Raw genomic sequence first — 19,903 nt, 5'->3', positions numbered from 1 at the left:
TGCTTGTGATCGGCATCATCTATCACGCGCAGTTCATGCTCGAACTTCGACGTACCCGCGAGGAAATGGTGGCGGATGGCATCGTTCACGGGGAGAGCCGCTATCCGGTTTCGTACACGCTTGTGACGGCAGCAATCCTGCTTCTTATCGGTCTCTTCGCTGTCGCAAGCATGGTCTTTGATATCGGCCCGTTTCAGGACGGAACGGGCAGCTGATTCCTAGAGTAATCGTTCAAAGAGGAGTTCTGAAGTTGGCTAAAGATAAAAAGAGCGGCAAACCAAAGAAGCGCGGCGGTCAACCCAATATTCTCGTTATTTGGGGTGACGATATCGGTATCTCCAACCTGAGCTGCTACAGCCGCGGCTTGATGGGGTATCAGACGCCCAATATCGATCGCCTCGCCAAGGAAGGCATGATGTTTACCGACAGCTATGGTGAGCAATCCTGTACTGCCGGAAGATCCTCCTTCATTACCGGCCAGAGCGCCTACCGGACCGGCCTGTCCAAGGTAGGCATTCCTGGCGCATCGGCCGGGCTACAACCCGAGATCGTGACAATCGCGGACCTGTTGAAGAACCAGGGCTATGCGACAGGACAGTTCGGCAAGAACCACCTGGGAGATCTCAACAAGTTCCTGCCGACGGTCCATGGTTTCGATGAATTCTACGGCAATCTTTATCACCTCAATGCCGAGGAAGAACCGGAGATGTATGACTACTTCCCGGAGAAGGACTTCCCAGGCCTGCGTGCAAGCATTGGACCGCGCGGCGTGCTCCATTCCTGGGCGCAGGACAAGGACGATCCTACGGAAGAAAAGCGCTGGGGCAGAGTGGGCAAGCAGAAGATCAAGGACACCGGACCACTGACCACCAAGCGCATGGAAACCTGCGACGAAGACTTCGTCGATGCGGCCAAGGATTTCATCAAGCGCCAGAACAGCGCCGGCAAGCCCTTCTTTGTCTGGCTCAATACCACGCACATGCATCTGTTCACACATACGAAGAAATCGAGCCTCGGGCAGGCCGGGCGCTGGCAGTCTCCCTATCATGATACGATGATCGATCATGACAAGAATGTCGGCGACATGCTCGACTATCTCGACGAGCTTGGCATCGCCGAAGATACGTTCGTCATGTATTCGACCGACAACGGACCACATATGAACTCGTGGCCGGATGGAGGCATGACGCCATTTCGCAGCGAGAAGAACTCCAATTGGGAAGGTGCCTTCCGTGTTCCGATGCTTGTGCGTTGGCCAGGGAAGATCAAGGCGGGCTCGGTATCGAACGAAATCGTCCAGCACCATGATTGGTTGCCGACCTTCCTCGCCATGGCAGGCGATCCCGACGTGATGGACAAGCTCAAAAAGGGCTATACCGCCAACGGCAAGCCATTCAAGAACCATATCGACGGGTATAATCTGCTGCCCTACCTAACGGGTGAAGAAAGTAGCAGCCCGCGCAAGCTCTTCGTCTATTTCAGTGACGACGGCGACGTTCTCGGCATCCGCTACGACAATTGGAAAGTCGTGTTCATGGAACAGCGCTGTCAGGGTACGATGCGGATTTGGGCGGAGCCATTTACGCCGCTGCGGCTGCCGAAGCTGTTCAACCTCAGGACCGACCCCTACGAGCGTGCCGACATTACATCGAACTCGTATTATGACTGGTTCCTGCACCACGATTATATCCTGTTCGGCGCCTACACGATTGCCGACAGGTTCGCAGCGACGTTCAAGGATTTTCCGCCCAGTCAGAAGGCGGCGAGCTTCACGATAGACGATGCGCTTGCGAAAATGTCCGAAGCCGCCAGCGGCAAGTTCAATTAGATTATAACGGGCGACTTTCGCAAGACAGCCGCCCGTTACCCGTCAATCGGCGAGGGTAAGAGACATGACGCTGGCGCAGATCATCGGTTTCGCGATCAATGCGAGCATGTTTCTCATTGTCTTCGCACTTGGATTGCGTGCGACCTTCGATGACGTGACGTACCTGTTCCGCAGACCGAGTCTTTTCGTCCGTTCAATTCTCTCCATGAATATTTTCATGCTCGCGATTGCGGTGCTGTTGTCGTTGCTGTTCAATCTCCACCCGGCCATCAAGATCGCGCTTGTTACGCTCGCCATTTCTCCGGTCCCGCCGGTGCTGCCGGGAAAGCAGGAAAAGGCCGGTGGCTCGGCCTCCTATACAATCGGCCTGCTGGTAGCGACGGCACTGGTTTCGATTGTGCTCGTTCCCCTCGCCATCAGTCTCCTCGGGAGTTCGTTCAACATCGATATGCGCGAACCCGCAAGCGCTATCGCTTCCGTCGTGCTGATCTCCATAATCATTCCGCTGGTAGCGGGCGTCATCATCCGCCATTTTGCGCCTGACCTTGCAAACCGCACCGAACGCCTGATCTCCCGGTTTGCAACGCTGCTTTTGATCGTCGCAGTCGTACCGGTCCTGTTCATCGCCTGGCATGCCATCTGGGCGTTGATCGGAAACGGAATTGTCATCATGCTCGTGCTGTTTACGCTTATCGGTGTTGCCCTCGGTCACTTCCTCGGTGGTCCCGATCCGGATGACCGCACGGTCCTCGCACTCGCCACAGGAACACGGCATCCTGGTGTTGCGATCGCCATAGCAAGCTTGAACTTTCCCAATGAGAAGGCTGTCATGGCGGTCGTGCTTTACCATCTTGCCATCGGTGCTATCGTCTCGATACCTTATGTCAGATGGCGCACACGCATTCATGCGCTACGTCCGGAGATGAAATGATGCTCGACCAACCGGAACGCTCGCAAACCAAGACCGCTCCCTTCGACAACATGGCGTGGATTCCAGGCGGCGAATTTCGCATGGGTTCGGACAACCACTACCCCGAGGAAGCCCCTGCGCACAGGGTCCGGGTCAATGGTTTCTGGATGGACAAGTTTACGGTGACCAACCGCGACTTTGCCCATTTTGTCGAGGCGACCGGTTATGTGACGCTCGCTGAAAGACCGGCCAATCCAGAAGACTATCCGGGCGCTTTGCCGGAAATGTTGGCGCCGTCCTCGACGATGTTCAAGAAACCCTCGTCTCCAGTCGACATGAGCAATCATTTCAACTGGTGGGTGTATGTGCGGGGCGCCAACTGGCGCAACCCGCGGGGTCCCGCCAGCACAATCAAGAAGCTTGGCGATCATCCCGTCGTTCATGTCGCCTACGAGGATGTCGAAGCCTATTGCCGCTGGGCCGGCAAGGAATTGCCCACCGAAGCGGAATGGGAATTCGCCGCCTGCGGTGGCCTGGACGGGGCCGAATATGTCTGGGGTGATGAGTTTACGCCGGGTGGAAAGCACATGGCCAATACCTGGCAGGGCAATTTTCCTTATCGGAACACGCTCGACGACGGATACGAGTATACGTCTCCGGTGGGGTCATTTCCGGCCAATGGCTATGGTCTTTACGATATGGCCGGCAATGTCTGGGAATGGACGACTGACTGGTACCGTGAGCACGGCAAGATAACGAGCCCCTGTTGTACAGCGGACAATCCGCGTGGCGGCACGCTTGAGGAAAGCTTCGATCCGCGTCAACCCTCTATAAAGGTCGCGCGAAGGGTGACCAAGGGCGGCTCGCATCTTTGCGCACCGAACTACTGCCGGCGCTACAGACCGGCGGCGCGCATGTCGCAGCCCGTCGATACCTCGATCTCGCATCTCGGCTTCCGCTGTATCGTCCGGCCCAAGGGATAAGACGCGCGATGCTCAGGGACCTGTTGATCCAGCTTACGGAACCAATCGTCTCGATCATCGACATCTTCGCATTGATAATCATCGCGATCGGCACGGTGGATGCATTTATCAACGGCACCAGGGTGATGTTTTCGCACCCGGAAGGGCATCATGCGGTCCGGCACGTGTGGATGCGCTATTCGCGCTGGCTGGTGGCGGGACTGACGTTCCAGCTTGCAGCCGACATCCTCGAAACCTCGGTCACTCCGGCCTGGGACGACATCGGCCGCATTGCGGCGATCGCAGTGGTCCGTACTTTCCTCAACTTCTTTTTAGAGCGCGATCAACGCGACATCGGGGAACTTCAGCGTACTCCCGACTAGCCGCGCACTTTCACCGAAATCGTGGTGCCTTTTTTTCCAGTCGAAATATCGATCGTACCATCGAGCGGGCGAAGCCGCGCCTCCATGCCGGAAAGACCAACGCCGACATTCCTGCGCTTTCGCCTTTCGATACCGACACCATCATCCTTGACGGTGAGCGACAGGATCGTATCGGGCTCGCTCCCCTGGCGGATCAGCCTGATCGTTGCCTTGGCGGCGTGGGAATGACGATAAATATTGGTCAACGCTTCTTGGACAATACGGAAAATGGTGAGTTCAACATCCGGTGGGGGTCGTTTTGCCGCCAATACGGGATCGACCCTCAGTTCGATTTCCAGTCCGCTGCGCTCCTCAAAACCCACGACGAGTAGCTCAAGAGCATTCGGAAGGCCGGATTCGTCAAGCATCGGAGGATGCAACAGATAGGATAGTGTCCGAAGCTCCTCATTGCTTTGCGAAATGAGTTTCGATGTGCGCGCCAGCGCCCGCGAGATTTCGCCGTCATTATCGGGCAGGAGGGATTTCACGTTCGCCAATTCCATCGCCGCGCCGATCAGGTGTTGACCCGTGGAATCGTGAAGGTCCCGGGCAATAGAACGGCGCTCCTCATCCTGTGAAACCAGTAGGCGTTCGCTGACTTCGCGCAACGACTCGTTCGAATACATCAATGCAATCGAACGGCGTCGTGCCAGCCAGGCCGTGACGAGAAACGCCGCAAGGGCAATGGCCAGAACGGTACCATAGACGCGTACCGACTGCCGCCAGCCAGCAAGCAGCGCATTCTCGTCAATACCGTAGGTTACGTAGAATGGGAAACCTTCGACCTTCCTGTAGGCCACCAGCCGGTCGATGCCCTCCGAGGAAGAAACGTGGTGCATCTCACCCGACACTGGATTCTCGGCTGTCGCCTGCCGAAACCAATCAGGTATGATTGCGCCGCCTTCCCAGAACGGGACGTTCACCACGACTTCCCCGTTCCCGCGCAGGAATTGCGCAGCGTCCGAGGGAGAAGCCGCTCCATCGAACAGTCTGGTGAAATATTCGATCGGCATCGTGATCAGTATCAAGCCGTCGAACTTCCCGTCTGGCTGGCGTAGAGCCTTGCTCATAGTCAAGGAAGGTTGCCCGTACACGCGGCCAATCAACGGGTCGCCTATAAATGTGACATCCGATGGATGATCCCGATGATAGCGGAAATAATCCCGGTCGTTCACATCAAGAGAACTACTGCGATAGCCTTCGCTGGTAGAAACGAGTTTGCCGTCGCGGTCTACAAGGGCAATAACGCCCGAGTGCTTCAGAAATTGCTTCTGGGTAGCCAGAAATCTGACCAAACGCTCCGAGGACGCAATTTCCGGCCATGACATCGGTTCAACCTCGGACGAAATACCCTGAAGCACCATGTCGTTCGCCTCGAGTATCTTGCTGACATAGGCTTCGAGCAGTGCGGTCTTCTGGCGCAACTGGATTTTCGATTGCGAGACCATCCGGTCCCGGCTCTCGACAACGCCGACGACGAACACCGTTATGATGACGCCAACACTCATGAGCAACAAGAGGCCATAAGGCAAAAGCGGGAGTGCAGGGGCGTTCATCGGCACGTCAGGCGACAACGCTTTTCCGTCCGGAAGCATAAGGCCAAGACGCCGCAAAAATGCCGGGATGGCAGCGATGCCCCAGCGATCCGCGGATCGACGCAGGATTTTCACCGCCTGCTCCCGATGCGGCGCTTCAATATGCCCGGTATGGTTTTGATTCCCTGCCCGATCATCGTCCCCGAGTGAGAGTGGCTTTTCCCTCACATGCTACGCTGTTGTTTTCAAACATCCTATCACAAAACAGGTCTTAGCTCGCGGCTGCAGGGAAAATTTGATCCGCCATGGTGGCATTGCTTGCAGGGAGAGGTTTCAATTTCTCCCTAGATGCGCAAGCGCGGTCCGCAGCGGAGCATCGGACACCTGAATAATGCCGAGGTATGGGTGAGCCATGTCGATAATCAGAAATATTGCTCCTCCGACCGAGAGAGCGCACACGAACAACATGCCAATGACCGTGGCGTTGGCCGGTGCCAAAAGCCCGAACGTGAAAAAGAGCAACGCAAGCCAGAAGACAAGGATTACAAGGAAAGCCTGGGGCAAACCTTCGCCTCCTTTCTCGAGAAGTAACCAATGCGCCTCCGCAATTTCCCCGCTTATCGCAATGGCGCGCGACTGGAGCTGGCGCTTGGCGTCGGTTTCGGGAGAAAGGGCTCGCAATTCATCTTGAATAGGCTCAATCCCGAGGTCGCTTTTGCGCGCGTCCGGCGTTGTATCATCATGGTCCTGGTCGACCCAGGCATCCTGCAGCCGCAGACTGACCAGCTCCGCAAGCAGACGCCGCGCCTCCTTGGTTTCGGGGCCGTAATGCGCCATGACCCGGTCAAGCAGGACGACGCGCGCCACCGATGTTCTCAGCTCCGCCTCGGCGTCATCGAATGCCGTCTTTGCCGATGCGATCAAAAACCCGACCGCGAGTGCTGACAATGTTCCAACCACAGCCGTAGCCAGCTTGATTGCCTCCTTTGAATCCGTACTCAGGTGATGTTCTGGCAGGTGGTCACGAAGAAATATTCCGGCCACTACAGCAAACGACAGGCATATGAATGTAACGCCGCCGATTGCAAGAGCACTCATGGTTGGAATTTCGCTGCTACGTTGATCACAGGTCGTAAACTCAAGTGTCCAACACCTTTACTTCGACTGGCCGCTTGCGCGTAGCACGCCACTCTTCAAAGCGCTGCATGACGACAAAGAAAGAAGGAACGAAGAGAACAGCAAGGCAGGTCGAGGCGATCATGCCACTGAAGACCGTGATGCCGATAGACTTGCGGGCACTTGCGCCGGCTCCAGTCGCAAATACCAGCGGTGCCACGCCGAGGATAAAGGCAAATGACGTCATCAGGATCGGCCGGAAGCGAGCCCGTGCCGCCCCTGTCGCGGAATCGATGATCGATTGCCCGGAAGCACGCAATTCACGCGCCATCTCAACGATGAGAATGGCATTCTTGGCTGAAAGCGCGAGGAGCAGGATAAGGCCGATCTGCACGTAGAGATTGATCGCGACATGCAGCCCGAGGAAAATGGAAACAGGACCGATTAATGACAACGGCGCAGCAAGCAGCACCGATACCGGGGCAACCCAGCTTTCATATTGCCCGGCGAGCACCAGATAGACCAGCAACAGCGCAAGGGCAAAGACCAGGATCATCTGGTTGCCGACCAGCTTCTCCTGATATGACAGCGCCGTCCATTCGTAGCTCGTGCCATTCGGCAGAGTGGCGGTCGCGATCTCTTCCATAAGGTTCATCGCCTCGCCCGACGAAAATGTCGCCGCTGGTACGCCGACGATCGAGGCCGAAGGATAGAGATTATAGAGGCTGATCAAAGAGGGGCCGACGCTCGGTATGATGGTCAACACCGTTCCGAGCGAGATCATGTCGCCATTATTGTTGCGCACAGTCAGGTTGTTGATGCTGTCCGGCGTCAGGCGGAATTGTGCATCCCCCTGGACATAAATCTGGAACACCCGGCCGAACTTGTTGAATTGAGCGACATAGCTAGAGCCGAGATAGCTTGCGAGGGTATCGAAAACCAGATCGGTCGTCAGCTGGAGAGACTCGATCTTCTCGCGATCGATTTCCACGGTGTATTGCGGCGCATTGGCCTGAAAAGGTGCATTGATGCTTTGAATACCCGACTGGGATTCAGCCGCTTTCACTATGGCATTGGTCAGGCTCTGCAGTTTGGCGAGATCAAAACTGCCGTCGCGCAGTTCAGTCTGCATGGTGAATCCGCCGGCATTGCCGATACCCTGGATGGGCGGTGGCGGAAGAACGAGTACCCTGCCCTCACCCACGCCTTTGAGTTTCGCGTTGAGCGTTTTGTAGAGGGAAGCCAGGTCCTCGCCAGGGCCGCGCTTGCTCCAGTCATCGAGCATGATGTAGGCAAGGCCCGCATTCGCGAGTGCGGAATTATTGTCGAGGGCAGAGATGCCGGCAATCGTAATGACCTGGGAGACGCCCGGCGTTTCCTTCGCAACCTTCCCCAGTTCCTCCAGTGACTTTTCCGTTCGGCCAAGGGCAGCGCCATCCGGGAGTTGCACCGCCGCCAGAAGATAACCCTGATCTTCGATGGGCAGGAAGCCAGTTGGCGCACGCGACATGCCGTAACCAGCGGCGGCGATGATGGCGAGAGCGATGACCGCCATGAGGCCACTGCGCGCCACCATCGAACCGATCACACGAACATAGCCGTTTTCCAAGCGCTGGTAGACTGCATTGAACCCGCGAAAAAAGAAGTTGCGTTGTTCCGGCGGAACCGGGGGCCGCAACCACATGGCGCACTGGGTCGGCTTCAACGTTGCGGCGTTGATGGCGCTTATGAACGCAGTGGCTGCAATCACGAGAGCAAACTGCGAAAATATCTGGCCGGTGATGCCTGGCAGAAATGCAGCGGGCAGAAACACAGCCATGAGAACGAGCGTGATGCCGACGATCGGCCCGAATAGCATATCCATCGCGCTAATGGCCGCGTCATGGCCGGACATGCCGCGCTCCATATTGTGCGAGGCGCTCTCGACCACGACAATAGCGTCATCGACGACAATGCCAATCGCCAGCACGATGGCGAACAGGGTCGAGAGGTTGACGGAAAATCCCATGGCAGCCATCGCTGCGAAAGCACCGATAATGGTCACCGGAACAGTCGTCGCGGGCACCAGCATGGCGCGCCAGTCCTGCAGGAAAACGAGAATGACAATCAGCACCAGAAGCGCCGCTTCGAACAAGGTCTTGTAGACCTCGCCGATTGCCTGACTGACGAAGGTCGTCGTGTCGAATGGAATGGAATATGCAACGCCCTGCGGAAATCCGGCAGCAAGCGTCTTCATTTTGGCGCTTACGCTTTTGGCCACGTCAAGCGCATTGGCACCAGGAGACAGAAAAATCGCGAGGCCCGCGGAATCCGCCCCATCGAGCCGGAACACCTGACTATAGGTCTGCGCACCGAGCTCAACGCGGCCGATATCCCGCACGCGCGTCATGCCGCCATTGGCGTCGGTCTTGACTATGACCGCACCAAACGCGTCGGGATCATTAAGGCGGCTCTCGACATTGATCGTATACTGGAAGGATTGGTTTTCCGGCGCAGGCGGCATGCCCACCTGACCGGCGGTCACCTGCTCGCTCTGCTGCTGCAGCGACTGGATGACGTCCTGCGCCGTCAGGCCGCGTGCCTGCATCTTGTCGGGATCGAGCCAAATACGCATCGAATATTGGCCCGCGCCAAATACCGTAACATTGCCAACGCCGGGAATTCGGGCGATTTCATCCTTGAGCGCTATGGTGGCGTAATTGCTGAGATAAAGGCTGTCATGGCTGCTGTCCGGCGAGGTCAGCGTGACGATTTCGAGGATCGACGTCGACTTCTTCTGAACGTTGACGCCCTGCACCTGCACCGATTGCGGCAGCGAGGCCAGCGCAGCTGAAACGCGGTTCTGTACAAGGACCTGTGCCGCGTCGAGATCAGTGCCGATGGCGAATGTGACCGTGAGCGCGTAGCTGCCGTCAGAGGCCGCGTAAGACTGCATGTAGAGCATGTCCTCAACGCCGTTGACCTGCTGCTCGATCGGCAACGCGACCGTATCGATCAGCGTGCGTGCGCTGGCTCCGGGATAGCGGGTCGTGATTTGTACGGTTGGCGGCACGACATTCGGATATTGCGCGACCGGCAGCGAATACAGGGAGACAAAGCCGATGACGACCATGAGGATGGCGATCACATTGGCCAGTACGGGCCGTTCTATGAAGAACTTCGAGATCATTGCGCTGCGCCATTCGCCGCAACGGCGCTAAGATCCTTCAACTGCGGCTCAATCTTCTGGCCGGGTATGGCTGACAGCAGGCCAGTGACGACAATCCGATCTTCCGGTTTGATCCCGGTTGTAACGACACGCAATTCACCAACCAATTGGCCGATCTCGACCTTGCGCTGTTCAACAACATCATCCTTGCCGGCAACGAGGACATAGCGCCCGCTCTGATCACTGCCAATGGCGCGATCCGGCACCAGCTGCATCCCTGGCTCTTCGAACAAGGGGACCCGGACCCGGACGAAATAGCCGGGCAGCAATTGCCGATCGGCATTGGGTAGGACGGCACGGACGGCAAGCATGCCGGTCGACGCCGTGATGGTGGGCGCCACATAGTCGAGCGTCCCCACATGGGGGAAACCGGTTTCGTTTTGCGTACCGACTTCGGCGCGCACTTTTTTCAAATCCTGCGCGGTCATCCCGCGTTTCACCATATCAGCACGGATGCGCAGCACGTCCTTCTCACTGACGTTGAAATTGACGTAGATGGGATTGAGCTGGACAATCGTCGCGAGCGCCGTGGTGGACGCGATGACGAGTTCACCTATCGACACCAGCCGCGCAGTAGCGACACCGTCGAACGGCGCTTTCACCTGCGTGTAGCTCAAATTGAGCTGGGCCTGCTGGACATTGGATGCCGCCTGTTGCTGAATGGCCAGGTCGGCTTCACGTTGCGCCTCCGCCTTCTGCAGATCCTGCTGTGTAGCGAAGGTTTTGGCCACAAGCGCTGCCTGCCGTTCATATTCCGCCTGCGATAACTTTACAGACGCGTCGGCCGATGCCTTTGCGGCATTCGCCTGGTTTAATGCTAGCTGGTAGGATTCGGGCTCGATGACGAAGAGTGTGGTACCGGCTTTTACCGCATCCCCGTCATTGTACTCGATTTCCTCGATGAAGCCTTGTACCCGTGCAACCAGCGCAGTCTGGTTAACTGCTGCGGTAGTACCAGTCACCTCAAGATAGGGCGTGACGTTCTGTTTTACCGGAAGCGCCACAACGACCTTAGGCGGCGGTGGTGGAACGTAAGTGTTCTCTTGATTACAGCCAGCCAATGCCAGCCCAAATAGTGTGATGCAGGCAAAGCCTACCCTCCGGCGAGCGCCCAAAGAGCGTTCAATTTGCCGTGTGTGCAATCCACTTATTCCGGCCATTATGTCCCCCAATTGGCCTTTGCAGAAAACGCATGATCGATGCTACGTTATTCCGTATCTGAGAGATAGCTCTCCATAAAAAATTGTAGGGGGTTGTGATGCGGATGATTTTGACTGTCATTGGAATTGGGATGTTTTGCAGCTCGGCCATGGCGCAGACTGCCGCAGAACGTGCGGCATGCATGGCGGACTTTCAAAAATACTGTCCCGGCGTCATGCCTGGTGGCGGGCGGGTTATCGAATGTCTAGCCAAGCAGTTGGACAAGCTCACACCCGAATGCAAGAAAGTGGTGCAGTCGCACGCTCCGAAATAGACGGGTCAGCTGCTCATCAAATCATGATGTCGGCCAGGTCCTGTTTCGCGACAGCGCGCAGGCGTTGGGCTTCGTCTTCGCCGATCCAGCGATACGGAAAGCGTAAGCGCGTACCCACAGGTCCCCAATTGCCGATCGCGCACAGCAATTTATCCAGCGCAGCATTTGAATAGCCGGACTTCTGCCGGAATGGCACGATGTGCTGATCCATGAATCTGCAGATCCGCTGTTCGGTTTCGATGGCAGCGTCCATATCGATTTGCATAAGGTCGGTCCAGCGCTGCGCGCCGCGTGGACTAAGACAGGCGACGTTGGAAAACGCACCTGCAGCGACCCCTTCCCTGATGCCCGTCGCGAGGTGATGCCCCGGTACGAAAAGCGCGACGCCAGGCAGATGCTCGCGCGACTCGGCGTACCAAGTTGAGTCACCGTCTGCCAGCTTCACGCCGATCACACCCGGCGTTTCGGCCAATACCGCACCAAGTTCCCTCGGCGAAAGGACGCGTTTTGCATGCGGTGGGTTGTAGAGGATAAGTGGAATGCCGTTAGCAATCCCAGACGCCCTGTTGAGGTAGTCGATTGCCTCTTCGTCCGTCAGCGGCCACCAATCCGGCAAGATGACCTGAATGGCAGCGGGAGTGAGTGAAGCTGCGCGCCGCACACGATTCAGCATGATCATTGGGTCAGGCTGGCAGGCACCGATGACGAAGGGCATGCCCGTTTTTCGGCAGCGCTCGGCCAGCATCAGCTGAATGCGATCGAACTCTTCCTCAGTCTGGTTGTGGAATTCGCCTGCGGTTCCGTTGGAGTAGATACCATCGACCTTCGCATCGATCAGGATGTCGATTTCAGCGCCAAGCTTGCTGAATTCGATGCTGTCGTCCGCCTCGATGGGTAGGAGTAGACTGGCCCAATTCCCCTTGATCGCATGTTCCGCTGATTTCACACTGAGCTCCTAGTTCAAATCATCGCGGATACAGGCCTTGAATTGACCAGGCGAAACTTCGCGCAATTCCGGTATCGTATGGGCGCAGGCCTCCAGCGCCACTGGGCAGCGTGTCCGGAATACACAGCCGCTCGGCGGATTGGCCGGGCTTGGAATATCACCCTTCAGGATTTGCCGGTTGCGGGGCGCATCCGGATCCGGCGACGGAATCGCGGAAAGCAAAGCACGCGTATAGGGGTGTTGCGGCCGCGCATAAAGATCAGCGCTTGACGCGATCTCCATGATGCGGCCGAGATAGAGGACAATCACACGGTCACAGATATATTCGACAACCGCGAGATCATGCGAGATGAACAGCATGGTCAAACCGAGCCGTTGCTGCAGATCGCGCAGGAGATTGATGACCTGCGCCTGGATCGACACATCCAGCGCTGAAACAGGCTCGTCCGCGACAATGAATTCCGGTGCAACCGTCAGTGCGCGAGCGATACCGATGCGCTGGCGCTGCCCGCCGGAAAACTCATGCGCATAGCGGTTGACCGCTTCGGCGGGAAGATCGACCTGCACGAGAGCGTTTCGTGCCCGGTCCATGCGTTCCTTGCGGGTACCGATGCCCTGGATCTTCAGGCCTTCGGTCAAAATCTCGCCAATGGTCATGCGCGGCGACAGGCTGGCAAATGGATCCTGGAATATATACTGCATACGGGGCCGCGTCCGCCGCATCTGCGCGGCCGAAAGTGTTGTCAGTTCTGTACCATCGAATTTTACACTACCCGAAGAAGGCTCGACCAGACGCAGGACCGAACGGCCGATCGTTGTCTTGCCGCTGCCGGATTCACCGACCAGTCCAACCACCTCCCCCTTGGCGATATCGAAGGAGATGCCTTCGAGGATATTGAGTTTTGTGCCGCGGGAAACGTAGTGTTTGGCCAGATCGCGGACGGTGAGGAATGGCGCAGCGCTCATCGGCCCACCTCCTGCCATCGTATGCAGCGGCTCCGATGCATCGCATTGACCTCGGCGAGTGCTGGCACCGCTGCCCGGCAGGCATCGATTGCATAGCGGCAGCGCGGCGAAAATGCGCATCCATCCGGCATGTCAGCAAGACTGGGGACAACACCCGGAATAGCCGCCAATTTCTGGCCGGTCTGCTTCATGCGTGTTGCCTCACCAAGCCGAGGCATCGACGCCAGAAGTCCGAGTGTATAGGGATGGCGCGGATTGCGGAAAACCTCACCGACAGGCCCCTCCTCCACGATGCGCCCGGCATACATGACCGCGACGCGATGGGCGATCTCGGCCACCACGCCAAGGTTGTGCGTGACGAAAAGCATGCCCATACCGCGTTCACGTTGCAGCTTGATCAGAAGATCGAGGATCTGCGCCTGGATGGTCACGTCAAGCGCCGTCGTCGGTTCGTCGGCAATCAACAATGTGGGATCGCAGGCAAGCGCCATGGCGATCGTCGCGCGCTGCCGCATGCCGCCCGAAAGCTCGTGCGGATACTGTCCTGCCCGGCGTCTCGCATCGGGGATGCCTACCTGATCGAGAAGTCCGACTGCCGAATTCATCGCCGATTTCCGGTCGGCATTGCGATGGATGCGAAGCGGTTCAGCGATCTGGTCACCCACCGTGAACACTGGATTGAGACTGGACATCGGCTCCTGGAACACCATGCCGATGTCGTCGCCGCGAATTCTCCGCATCTGTTCGTCATCCAGCGTGACGAGGTCACGAACGGCGCCATCCTTGCTTTTGAGGTGGATACTCCCGGCAGCAATCGCGCCGACATTGCGGGTCAACAGGCCCATGACAGACAAGCTGGTCACGGATTTGCCGGAACCGGATTCGCCGACAAGCGCAACGGTTTCGCCGGCAGCGACCGAAAGGTCGATACCATCGACTGCGGTAATCGCGCCGCCGCGGGTGCGGAAGATTGTCCGCAGCCCGCGAATGTCGAGAATGGGATCGATGCGCTCGTCCATATCCGCTCTCAGCCGAGCAGCCCGGCAGAGCGCAGGATCGCGTCAATCCTGGCGGATTCTGCAGCATCGAGCGCCTGTCTGGGTCTCGGCATGATGTTCGTGTCAATGATGCCAAGGCGGCGCATGGCGGTCTTGAAACCGCCCACGCCCGACGCGCCACCGCTGACGCGGCTTTGTGCCACCCAGACGATCTCGAACAGGCGGCAGAGCCGTTCCTGCTCCTTGCGCGCCGTTTCCCAATCGCCGCGTTGCGCAGCATCCCACAGACGGACGTAGCCGTGCGGATCCACATTGGCGAGACCCGGGACAACACCATGCGCACCCATCGACAGCGCATTGTCGACGACGATCTCGGAACCGGTCATCAGGAAGATGTCCTTGTGCTCGGCGAGATCCAGCAAGGCGTAACGGAAATTGCCATCATCGCCGCTTGAATCCTTGAGGCCGATAATGGTGCCTTCCTTGGCCAGCGTCGTCACTGTCGACCGAGCCAGTTTGGCATGGACGCAGACAGGGATATCATAAGCGACAAGCGGAATGTCGACGGCATCCTTGATATAGCGGAAATGGTCGATGATCTCGGGCTGGCTGGTGACAGTATAATACGGTGCCGTCACGACGACGGCGGCTGCACCTGCCGCCTTGGCAACCTTCGCATGGCCAATGACATTGTCGGTCGTTGCATCGAGAACGCCTGCAATGACCGGCACGCGGCCATTGACGATCTTGACCGAGTGCTCGAGAATTTCCTGCCTGGTCTTTTCGTTGTGGAACACCACTTCGCTGGTAGACCCGAGCACGAATACGCCGTGGCAGCCCGCGCCGAGCAGATGTTCGAGCACGCGCGTGTAGGACGGATAGTCTACCGTGAAATCCGGATTGAGAGGTGTTACGACGGGAGGAACAACCCCATGAAATTTGGTCATTTTCGCTTTCTTTCTTTGTCAGTTCAGTTCGGCGCGAGGATCGAAGGCATCCCTTAGACCATCGCCAATGAAGTTGATTGCAAGGACGGCAAGGACCAGCGCCCCACCCGGGAACAGCCATTGCCAGGGAAATTGTTCGAGAACGGCCGTCGAGCGCGCTGCGTTAAGCATGTTGCCCCAGCTGGCGGCCGGTGGTGCAATACCGAGACCGAGGAATGACAGTCCGGCCTCGAGAAGGATCGCATTGGCGATCTGCAGCGTCGCATAGACGACGAGGATATCGATGGAGTTCGGCAGGCCATGCCGGAACAGCAGATGCCCGAGCCCTGCTCCCATGCCGCGCGAAGCCAAAACGAAATCCCGTTCCCGGAGTTCAAGCAGCCTCGAGCGGATCATGCGGGACAGGAGTGGCCATGACAGCAGCGAGATGACAAGTACCGTCGGCCAGATGCCCGTACCGGCAATCGACGCCAGCACCAGCAGGAAGATGACCGGCGGGAGGGTCATGACCAGATCGACGAAACGCATGGTGACAGCATCGGCCCAGCGACCGGCAAGCGCCGATATCGCACCTACCAGAAACCCGATGATCGCCGAGATGATTGTCGAGGCTACAGCTACGAGCAGGGAAATCCGGCCACCCTCCAGAACACGTACAAAAACGTCACGGCCAACACCATCGGTTCCGAACCAATGGGTAGCCGTCGGTCCGCTGTTCATGGCGAGCAGATCGATGTCATTCGGCTTGAATGTCCACCACAAAGGATAGGACAGGATCATCGCGAGCATCGGCACAATGATGCAAACGCCGAACAGCGCCGCCTTGTTATGGCCGAAGCGGTGTAATGCGCGCGCCATCGGACCGGGACTGTGGGAAGGGGTGCGTGCAAGCATCTCAACCGACCTTGATGCGCGGATCGATGACCGCATAGGTGATATCGGTCAGAAGGTTGACGACGATCACACAGGCCCCAATGATCAGCGTCGCGCCCATGATGACCGGGTAGTCGCGCGTCTCGACGGCATTCACCAGCAACAGCCCCATGCCCGGCCAATTGAACACACTCTCGATGAAAATCGCGCCGCCAATTGCCAGGCCGATGGTCGAGCCGATGACCGTCACCACGGGCAGCAAGGCGTTGCGCAGCGCGTGCTTGGCGATGACCCAGAATTCCTTGACGCCCTTCGCCCGCGCCGTACGCACGTAATCCTGATTGAGAACTTCAAGCAGTGACGACCGCATGTAGCGCATGATCAACGCGGCTTGGGCGATTGAAAGAAGCGCCGCGGGCAAGATCAGATGATGGAGCAGATCTCCGATGGAGAATTCCACACCGGGTGTCAGCATACCGCCTGATGGAGCCCATCCCAGACGAACGGCGAATATATAGAGGCCGATCAGAGCGCTCAGAAATGCCGGGCTCGAAATACCGACAAGTGCAAAGACCGAGCATGAGAGGTCCACCGGCGAGTTCCGCCGCACCGCGCTGATAACACCAGTGACGATCCCCGCGATAATCGCGATAACCAATGCCGATCCCATCAACAGCACGGTGGGACCGATGCGCGACAGCACCAGATCCAGCACCGGCTGATCCTGACGCTTGATCGAGAAGCCGAGATTCCCCGAGACGGCCTGTTGCAGCCACGCCAGATATTGAACCGGCAAGGGTCTGTCGAGCCCAAGCTGGCTGCGCAGTTCGGCAAGCTGCTCTGGCGACATCGGGATGTTCGGATCGATATAGGCGTCGATCGGATCACCGGGGGTGAGACGCAACAGCAAGAAAATAAGCACGCTCAAGGCAAGGAGCATGCCTACTCCTATCAGCAGACGTCGAAGGCTGTATTGAAGCATTTTCGTTCCGTTTTGCCGGGGTGGCTAGCGCCACCCCTCGAACCACGATCCGGCGCGGGCGATTATTCGCCGAGTGACCATTTTTCCGGATGAGCCTGATAGGGGCCGCCACCCGGTGCCGGCGTCCAGATGAAATCCTTGACCTTTGACGACACAACGCCATAGCGGTTCGCCACCCACAGGGTTGCCCAGGGCAAGTCGGTATTCATGACCTTGCAGACATCCTGGTAGCGGCTGTCACGCTTGGACACGTCGGTCTCTGCAAGAGCGGTGTCCAGCGCCTTGTTGAGTTCCGGCATGCGCGCGCGCACCACGTTGGGGCCCGCTGGCGGGATCTGCTTTTCATTAAGACCGACATTGATGCTGCCCGCGTCAGGTCCGTTCTGAAGACCGGCATAGACCAGCTGGAACTGCGCGACATCCGGCTTCGGGTTCAGGACGATGCTGTTGTAAGTCGGCGTATCGACGGCGCGCGGCACGACATTAATGCCCACCTGCGAAAGCATGGCTTGCACGGCTGCGAGCACGTTGGTCGCGAGAGGTGTCGTGTAGTAGGTCAGAAGGGTAATCGGCTTGTCGCCATTGATTTGCGACCACCCGGCTTCATCCAGAAGTTGCTTCGCCTTTTCCGGATCATAGGCATAAGGGTCAACACCCTGCGGGATCAGCTGGTCCGCGACATAGGCGCAATTTGCCGGCTTGGCAGCACCCGCATAGAGGCTCTTGATGATGGCATCGCGATTGATCGCATACATCACCGCCTTGCGGACGCGCGGATCTTTCCAGATCGGCGACTCATGATTGAAACCAAGATAGTTGACGACGAAGCTGTCACCTTCGATGACCTTGAAAGCTTCATCGCCCTTGAATGTCGACACATCATTGGAGTCGACATAGGTAAACTGGATCTCTCCGGCACGAAGGGCAGCGATCGCGGCTGCCGGATTGGCGAAGTATCGGTTGATCACTCGCTCAAGTGCGGGTTTTCCGCCGCGATAATCGGTGTTGGCGGCAAGTTCCACATATTGATCGGTGACGTATTTGGTGAACTTGAAAGGTCCGGTCCCGATTGGCGAAGTAGACCACCAGGCATTCTTGGCAAGCTGATCGACCGGTATCGATGACAATGCATGTTCCGGCAGCATCATCACCTTGGACATTGTGTCGAGAGTACTCGCGCTTGGGGCGCTCAGCTTGACGATCAGGGTGCGGTCATCCGGAGCTTCGACGGACGAGACTGCTTTCAATCTGGCAGCAAGTACCGATCCCGACTTCGCATCCATGGCCAAACCCATGGTAAATTTCGCGTCTTTGGAGGTGAAAGGCTTGCCGTCATGCCATTTGGCGTCCGCAAGCTTGAACGTATATGTCAGTTGGTCTGCGCTGACTTCGTAGCTGTCCGCCAGCACGCCGACCACCTTCTGCAGTTTGTCGTCATAGGTCACGAGCGGTTCGAAATAGACGCTGAGCCAAGTAAATCCGGCTGTGGCCGCCAGCGGATTGAAGTTTCCCTGAAAACCTCCCGGTCCAACATCGAATCCGCCAGACAAGGTTGCGGACTGCGCTGCAACCGGCGCCAACGTTACGCCTCCGATCAGCGCGGCAGACAGTGCCAGCGCTGAAGCCATCATTCGTAGTTTCATGGTATCCTCCCATTTGTCGTATTGGTCTTGTTGTGTTCAATCACCCGAGCGAGCCCCTCGTAGTGACTGTCGAGGCGGTTGCGCGCGTCTTCGAGATTTCTCGCCTCGACTGCGTCGACGATCGCCTCATGATCACGCCATGTCGCCATCGGATCTGTATTTTCCAGATTGACGAAATCGGACGCCTTGTAGAACGCGAGCCAGAACACCCCGATGAGCCGCACCAGCGTCTCATTTTCCTGACAACGGAAAAGCAGCCGGTGAAAAAGCCTGTCTTCGTCGACAAATGCTTCATTGCGCTCAGCATGAACGCGCATGCGAGCGACGACCTGCCGTAGCTCCTGGATATCTTCGTCGCTAATCCTCTGCAGGGTCTTGCCTATCAGGCCGACTTCGAGCGTCCTGCGAATCTCCAGCACTTCCTCGATCTGGCGCAGCGCCCCGCCCAAGCCATAGGCAAGATTATCAAGCAGCGGCTCGAAGGAGAATGCCTTGACGAAGACGCCAACACCACGCCGCGACTCCAGAACACCAACCGACTCCAATGCCTTTATGCCTTCGCGCAGCGAGTTCCGGCTGACGCCAAGCTGGCTGGCCAGTTCGCCTTCGGGCGGCATCGGCGCCCCTGCTTCCAGGCCATTTTCGTTGATGTAAGCCCGCAAGCTTTCTTGCACGGACACATGCAGCAAAGGCGCGCGGTGCAGAGGCTTGAGGGATTTGAATGCCATTATGCGGATTCCAATCTCGGTGATGGTGCAGTTTGGACTAGATAGCCAGTTGTAGGATATCTGTCAACAGGACAACTTTTCAGAATCTTCACAACTCAATTTGAAAAAGTTGAAAATAGTAATCTGTTGACAGTCTTCAATTTGCTCCGTACGTTTCGATGAAGCCAATATCAGTGGAAAACCGACTTGTCGGCTCCGTGAACACTCGGGAGGTGGAATGGCATTCCTGGAATTAGACGGCCTGACCAAGAGCTATGGTTCGCTTACGGTTGTCAAAGGCGTCAATCTGGCCGTCGACAAAGGCAAACTCGTTTGCCTTCTTGGGCCTTCTGGCTGCGGCAAGACAACAACGCTAAGGCTTATCG

General features: G+C 57.5%; 18 protein-coding genes and 1 pseudogene. 7 read left to right on the top strand and 12 right to left on the bottom strand.

What is annotated here, in order from left to right:
- From ACXJ5O_RS04540 to ACXJ5O_RS04520, 5 genes and pseudogenes are all read left to right on the top strand, one after another.
- Positions 1 to 215: pseudogene (locus ACXJ5O_RS04540) on the top strand (hypothetical protein); the annotation flags it as partial.
- 35 nt (positions 216 to 250) lie between these two features.
- The gene (locus ACXJ5O_RS04535) at positions 251 to 1,828 is read left to right on the top strand and encodes an arylsulfatase (protein WP_457298855.1); all 1,578 of its coding nucleotides are present in this window, start codon (positions 251 to 253) and stop codon (positions 1,826 to 1,828) included.
- 64 nt (positions 1,829 to 1,892) lie between these two features.
- On the top strand, positions 1,893 to 2,759 hold the full coding sequence (locus ACXJ5O_RS04530; protein ID WP_457298854.1) for a bile acid:sodium symporter family protein: 867 nt from the start codon (positions 1,893 to 1,895) through the stop codon (positions 2,757 to 2,759).
- Positions 2,756 to 3,721 carry a formylglycine-generating enzyme family protein gene (locus tag ACXJ5O_RS04525; protein ID WP_457298853.1) on the top strand — a complete coding sequence of 322 codons (966 nt, stop codon included), beginning with the start codon at positions 2,756 to 2,758 and terminating at the stop codon, positions 3,719 to 3,721. The genes ACXJ5O_RS04530 and ACXJ5O_RS04525 overlap by 4 nt, the downstream gene beginning before the upstream one ends.
- Before the next feature lie 8 nt (positions 3,722 to 3,729).
- Positions 3,730 to 4,083, top strand: coding sequence for a DUF1622 domain-containing protein (locus tag ACXJ5O_RS04520; protein WP_457298852.1), 354 nt, complete (start codon positions 3,730 to 3,732; stop codon positions 4,081 to 4,083).
- Here the strand turns inward: ACXJ5O_RS04520 and ACXJ5O_RS04515 are convergent.
- From ACXJ5O_RS04515 to ACXJ5O_RS04500, 4 genes are all read right to left on the bottom strand, one after another.
- On the bottom strand, positions 4,080 to 5,792 hold the full coding sequence (locus tag ACXJ5O_RS04515; protein ID WP_457298851.1) for a cache domain-containing sensor histidine kinase: 1,713 nt from the start codon (positions 5,790 to 5,792) through the stop codon (positions 4,080 to 4,082). The two genes, ACXJ5O_RS04520 and ACXJ5O_RS04515, sit on opposite strands and share 4 nt — an antisense overlap.
- Before the next feature lie 198 nt (positions 5,793 to 5,990).
- Positions 5,991 to 6,755 (bottom strand): bestrophin-like domain, encoded by a 765-nt coding sequence (locus tag ACXJ5O_RS04510; RefSeq protein WP_457298850.1) that lies wholly within the window; start codon positions 6,753 to 6,755, stop codon positions 5,991 to 5,993.
- Positions 6,756 to 6,795: 40 nt separating this feature from the next.
- A complete protein-coding gene (locus ACXJ5O_RS04505; protein WP_457298849.1) occupies positions 6,796 to 9,942 on the bottom strand; it encodes an efflux RND transporter permease subunit in 3,147 nt (1,048 codons plus the stop codon).
- Positions 9,939 to 11,141, bottom strand: coding sequence for an efflux RND transporter periplasmic adaptor subunit (locus ACXJ5O_RS04500; protein WP_457298848.1), 1,203 nt, complete (start codon positions 11,139 to 11,141; stop codon positions 9,939 to 9,941). The genes ACXJ5O_RS04505 and ACXJ5O_RS04500 overlap by 4 nt, the downstream gene beginning before the upstream one ends.
- Positions 11,142 to 11,239: 98 nt before the next feature.
- Here ACXJ5O_RS04500 and ACXJ5O_RS04495 point away from each other — a divergent pair, with 98 nt between their 5' ends.
- On the top strand, positions 11,240 to 11,455 hold the full coding sequence (locus tag ACXJ5O_RS04495) for a cysteine rich repeat-containing protein (protein ID WP_370637066.1): 216 nt from the start codon (positions 11,240 to 11,242) through the stop codon (positions 11,453 to 11,455).
- 16 nt (positions 11,456 to 11,471) lie between these two features.
- Here the strand turns inward: ACXJ5O_RS04495 and ACXJ5O_RS04490 are convergent, their stop codons facing one another.
- The 8 genes from ACXJ5O_RS04490 to ACXJ5O_RS04455 form a co-directional block, all read right to left on the bottom strand.
- Positions 11,472 to 12,401 carry a dihydrodipicolinate synthase family protein gene (locus ACXJ5O_RS04490; RefSeq protein ID WP_457298847.1) on the bottom strand — a complete coding sequence of 310 codons (930 nt, stop codon included), beginning with the start codon at positions 12,399 to 12,401 and terminating at the stop codon, positions 11,472 to 11,474.
- A gap of 9 nt (positions 12,402 to 12,410) precedes the next feature.
- Positions 12,411 to 13,367, bottom strand: coding sequence for an ABC transporter ATP-binding protein (locus tag ACXJ5O_RS04485; protein ID WP_457298846.1), 957 nt, complete (start codon positions 13,365 to 13,367; stop codon positions 12,411 to 12,413).
- The gene (locus ACXJ5O_RS04480; protein WP_457298845.1) at positions 13,364 to 14,386 is read right to left on the bottom strand and encodes an ABC transporter ATP-binding protein; all 1,023 of its coding nucleotides are present in this window, start codon (positions 14,384 to 14,386) and stop codon (positions 13,364 to 13,366) included. Before ACXJ5O_RS04480 ends, ACXJ5O_RS04485 begins: the two co-directional genes overlap by 4 nt.
- Before the next feature lie 8 nt (positions 14,387 to 14,394).
- Positions 14,395 to 15,312 (bottom strand): dihydrodipicolinate synthase family protein, encoded by a 918-nt coding sequence (locus ACXJ5O_RS04475; protein ID WP_457298844.1) that lies wholly within the window; start codon positions 15,310 to 15,312, stop codon positions 14,395 to 14,397.
- Positions 15,313 to 15,330: 18 nt separating this feature from the next.
- Positions 15,331 to 16,206, bottom strand: coding sequence for an ABC transporter permease (locus tag ACXJ5O_RS04470; protein WP_457298843.1), 876 nt, complete (start codon positions 16,204 to 16,206; stop codon positions 15,331 to 15,333).
- Between the two features lies 1 nt (position 16,207).
- A complete protein-coding gene (locus ACXJ5O_RS04465; protein ID WP_457298842.1) occupies positions 16,208 to 17,167 on the bottom strand; it encodes an ABC transporter permease in 960 nt (319 codons plus the stop codon).
- Between the two features lie 62 nt (positions 17,168 to 17,229).
- Positions 17,230 to 18,810 (bottom strand): ABC transporter substrate-binding protein, encoded by a 1,581-nt coding sequence (locus ACXJ5O_RS04460; protein ID WP_457298841.1) that lies wholly within the window; start codon positions 18,808 to 18,810, stop codon positions 17,230 to 17,232.
- Positions 18,807 to 19,538, bottom strand: coding sequence for a FadR/GntR family transcriptional regulator (locus ACXJ5O_RS04455; RefSeq protein WP_457298840.1), 732 nt, complete (start codon positions 19,536 to 19,538; stop codon positions 18,807 to 18,809). The genes ACXJ5O_RS04460 and ACXJ5O_RS04455 overlap by 4 nt, the downstream gene beginning before the upstream one ends.
- A 217-nt stretch (positions 19,539 to 19,755) precedes the next feature.
- Between ACXJ5O_RS04455 and ACXJ5O_RS04450 the strand changes: the two genes are divergently transcribed.
- Positions 19,756 to 19,903 (top strand): ATP-binding cassette domain-containing protein (locus ACXJ5O_RS04450; RefSeq protein ID WP_457298856.1); only part of this gene is annotated, 148 nt, incomplete at its 3' end.

This window comes from Phyllobacterium sp. P5_D12 (assembly GCF_054049495.1).
The sequence above is the reverse complement of the archived record's forward strand: the minus strand, read 5'-3'. Positions and strand labels throughout refer to the sequence as shown.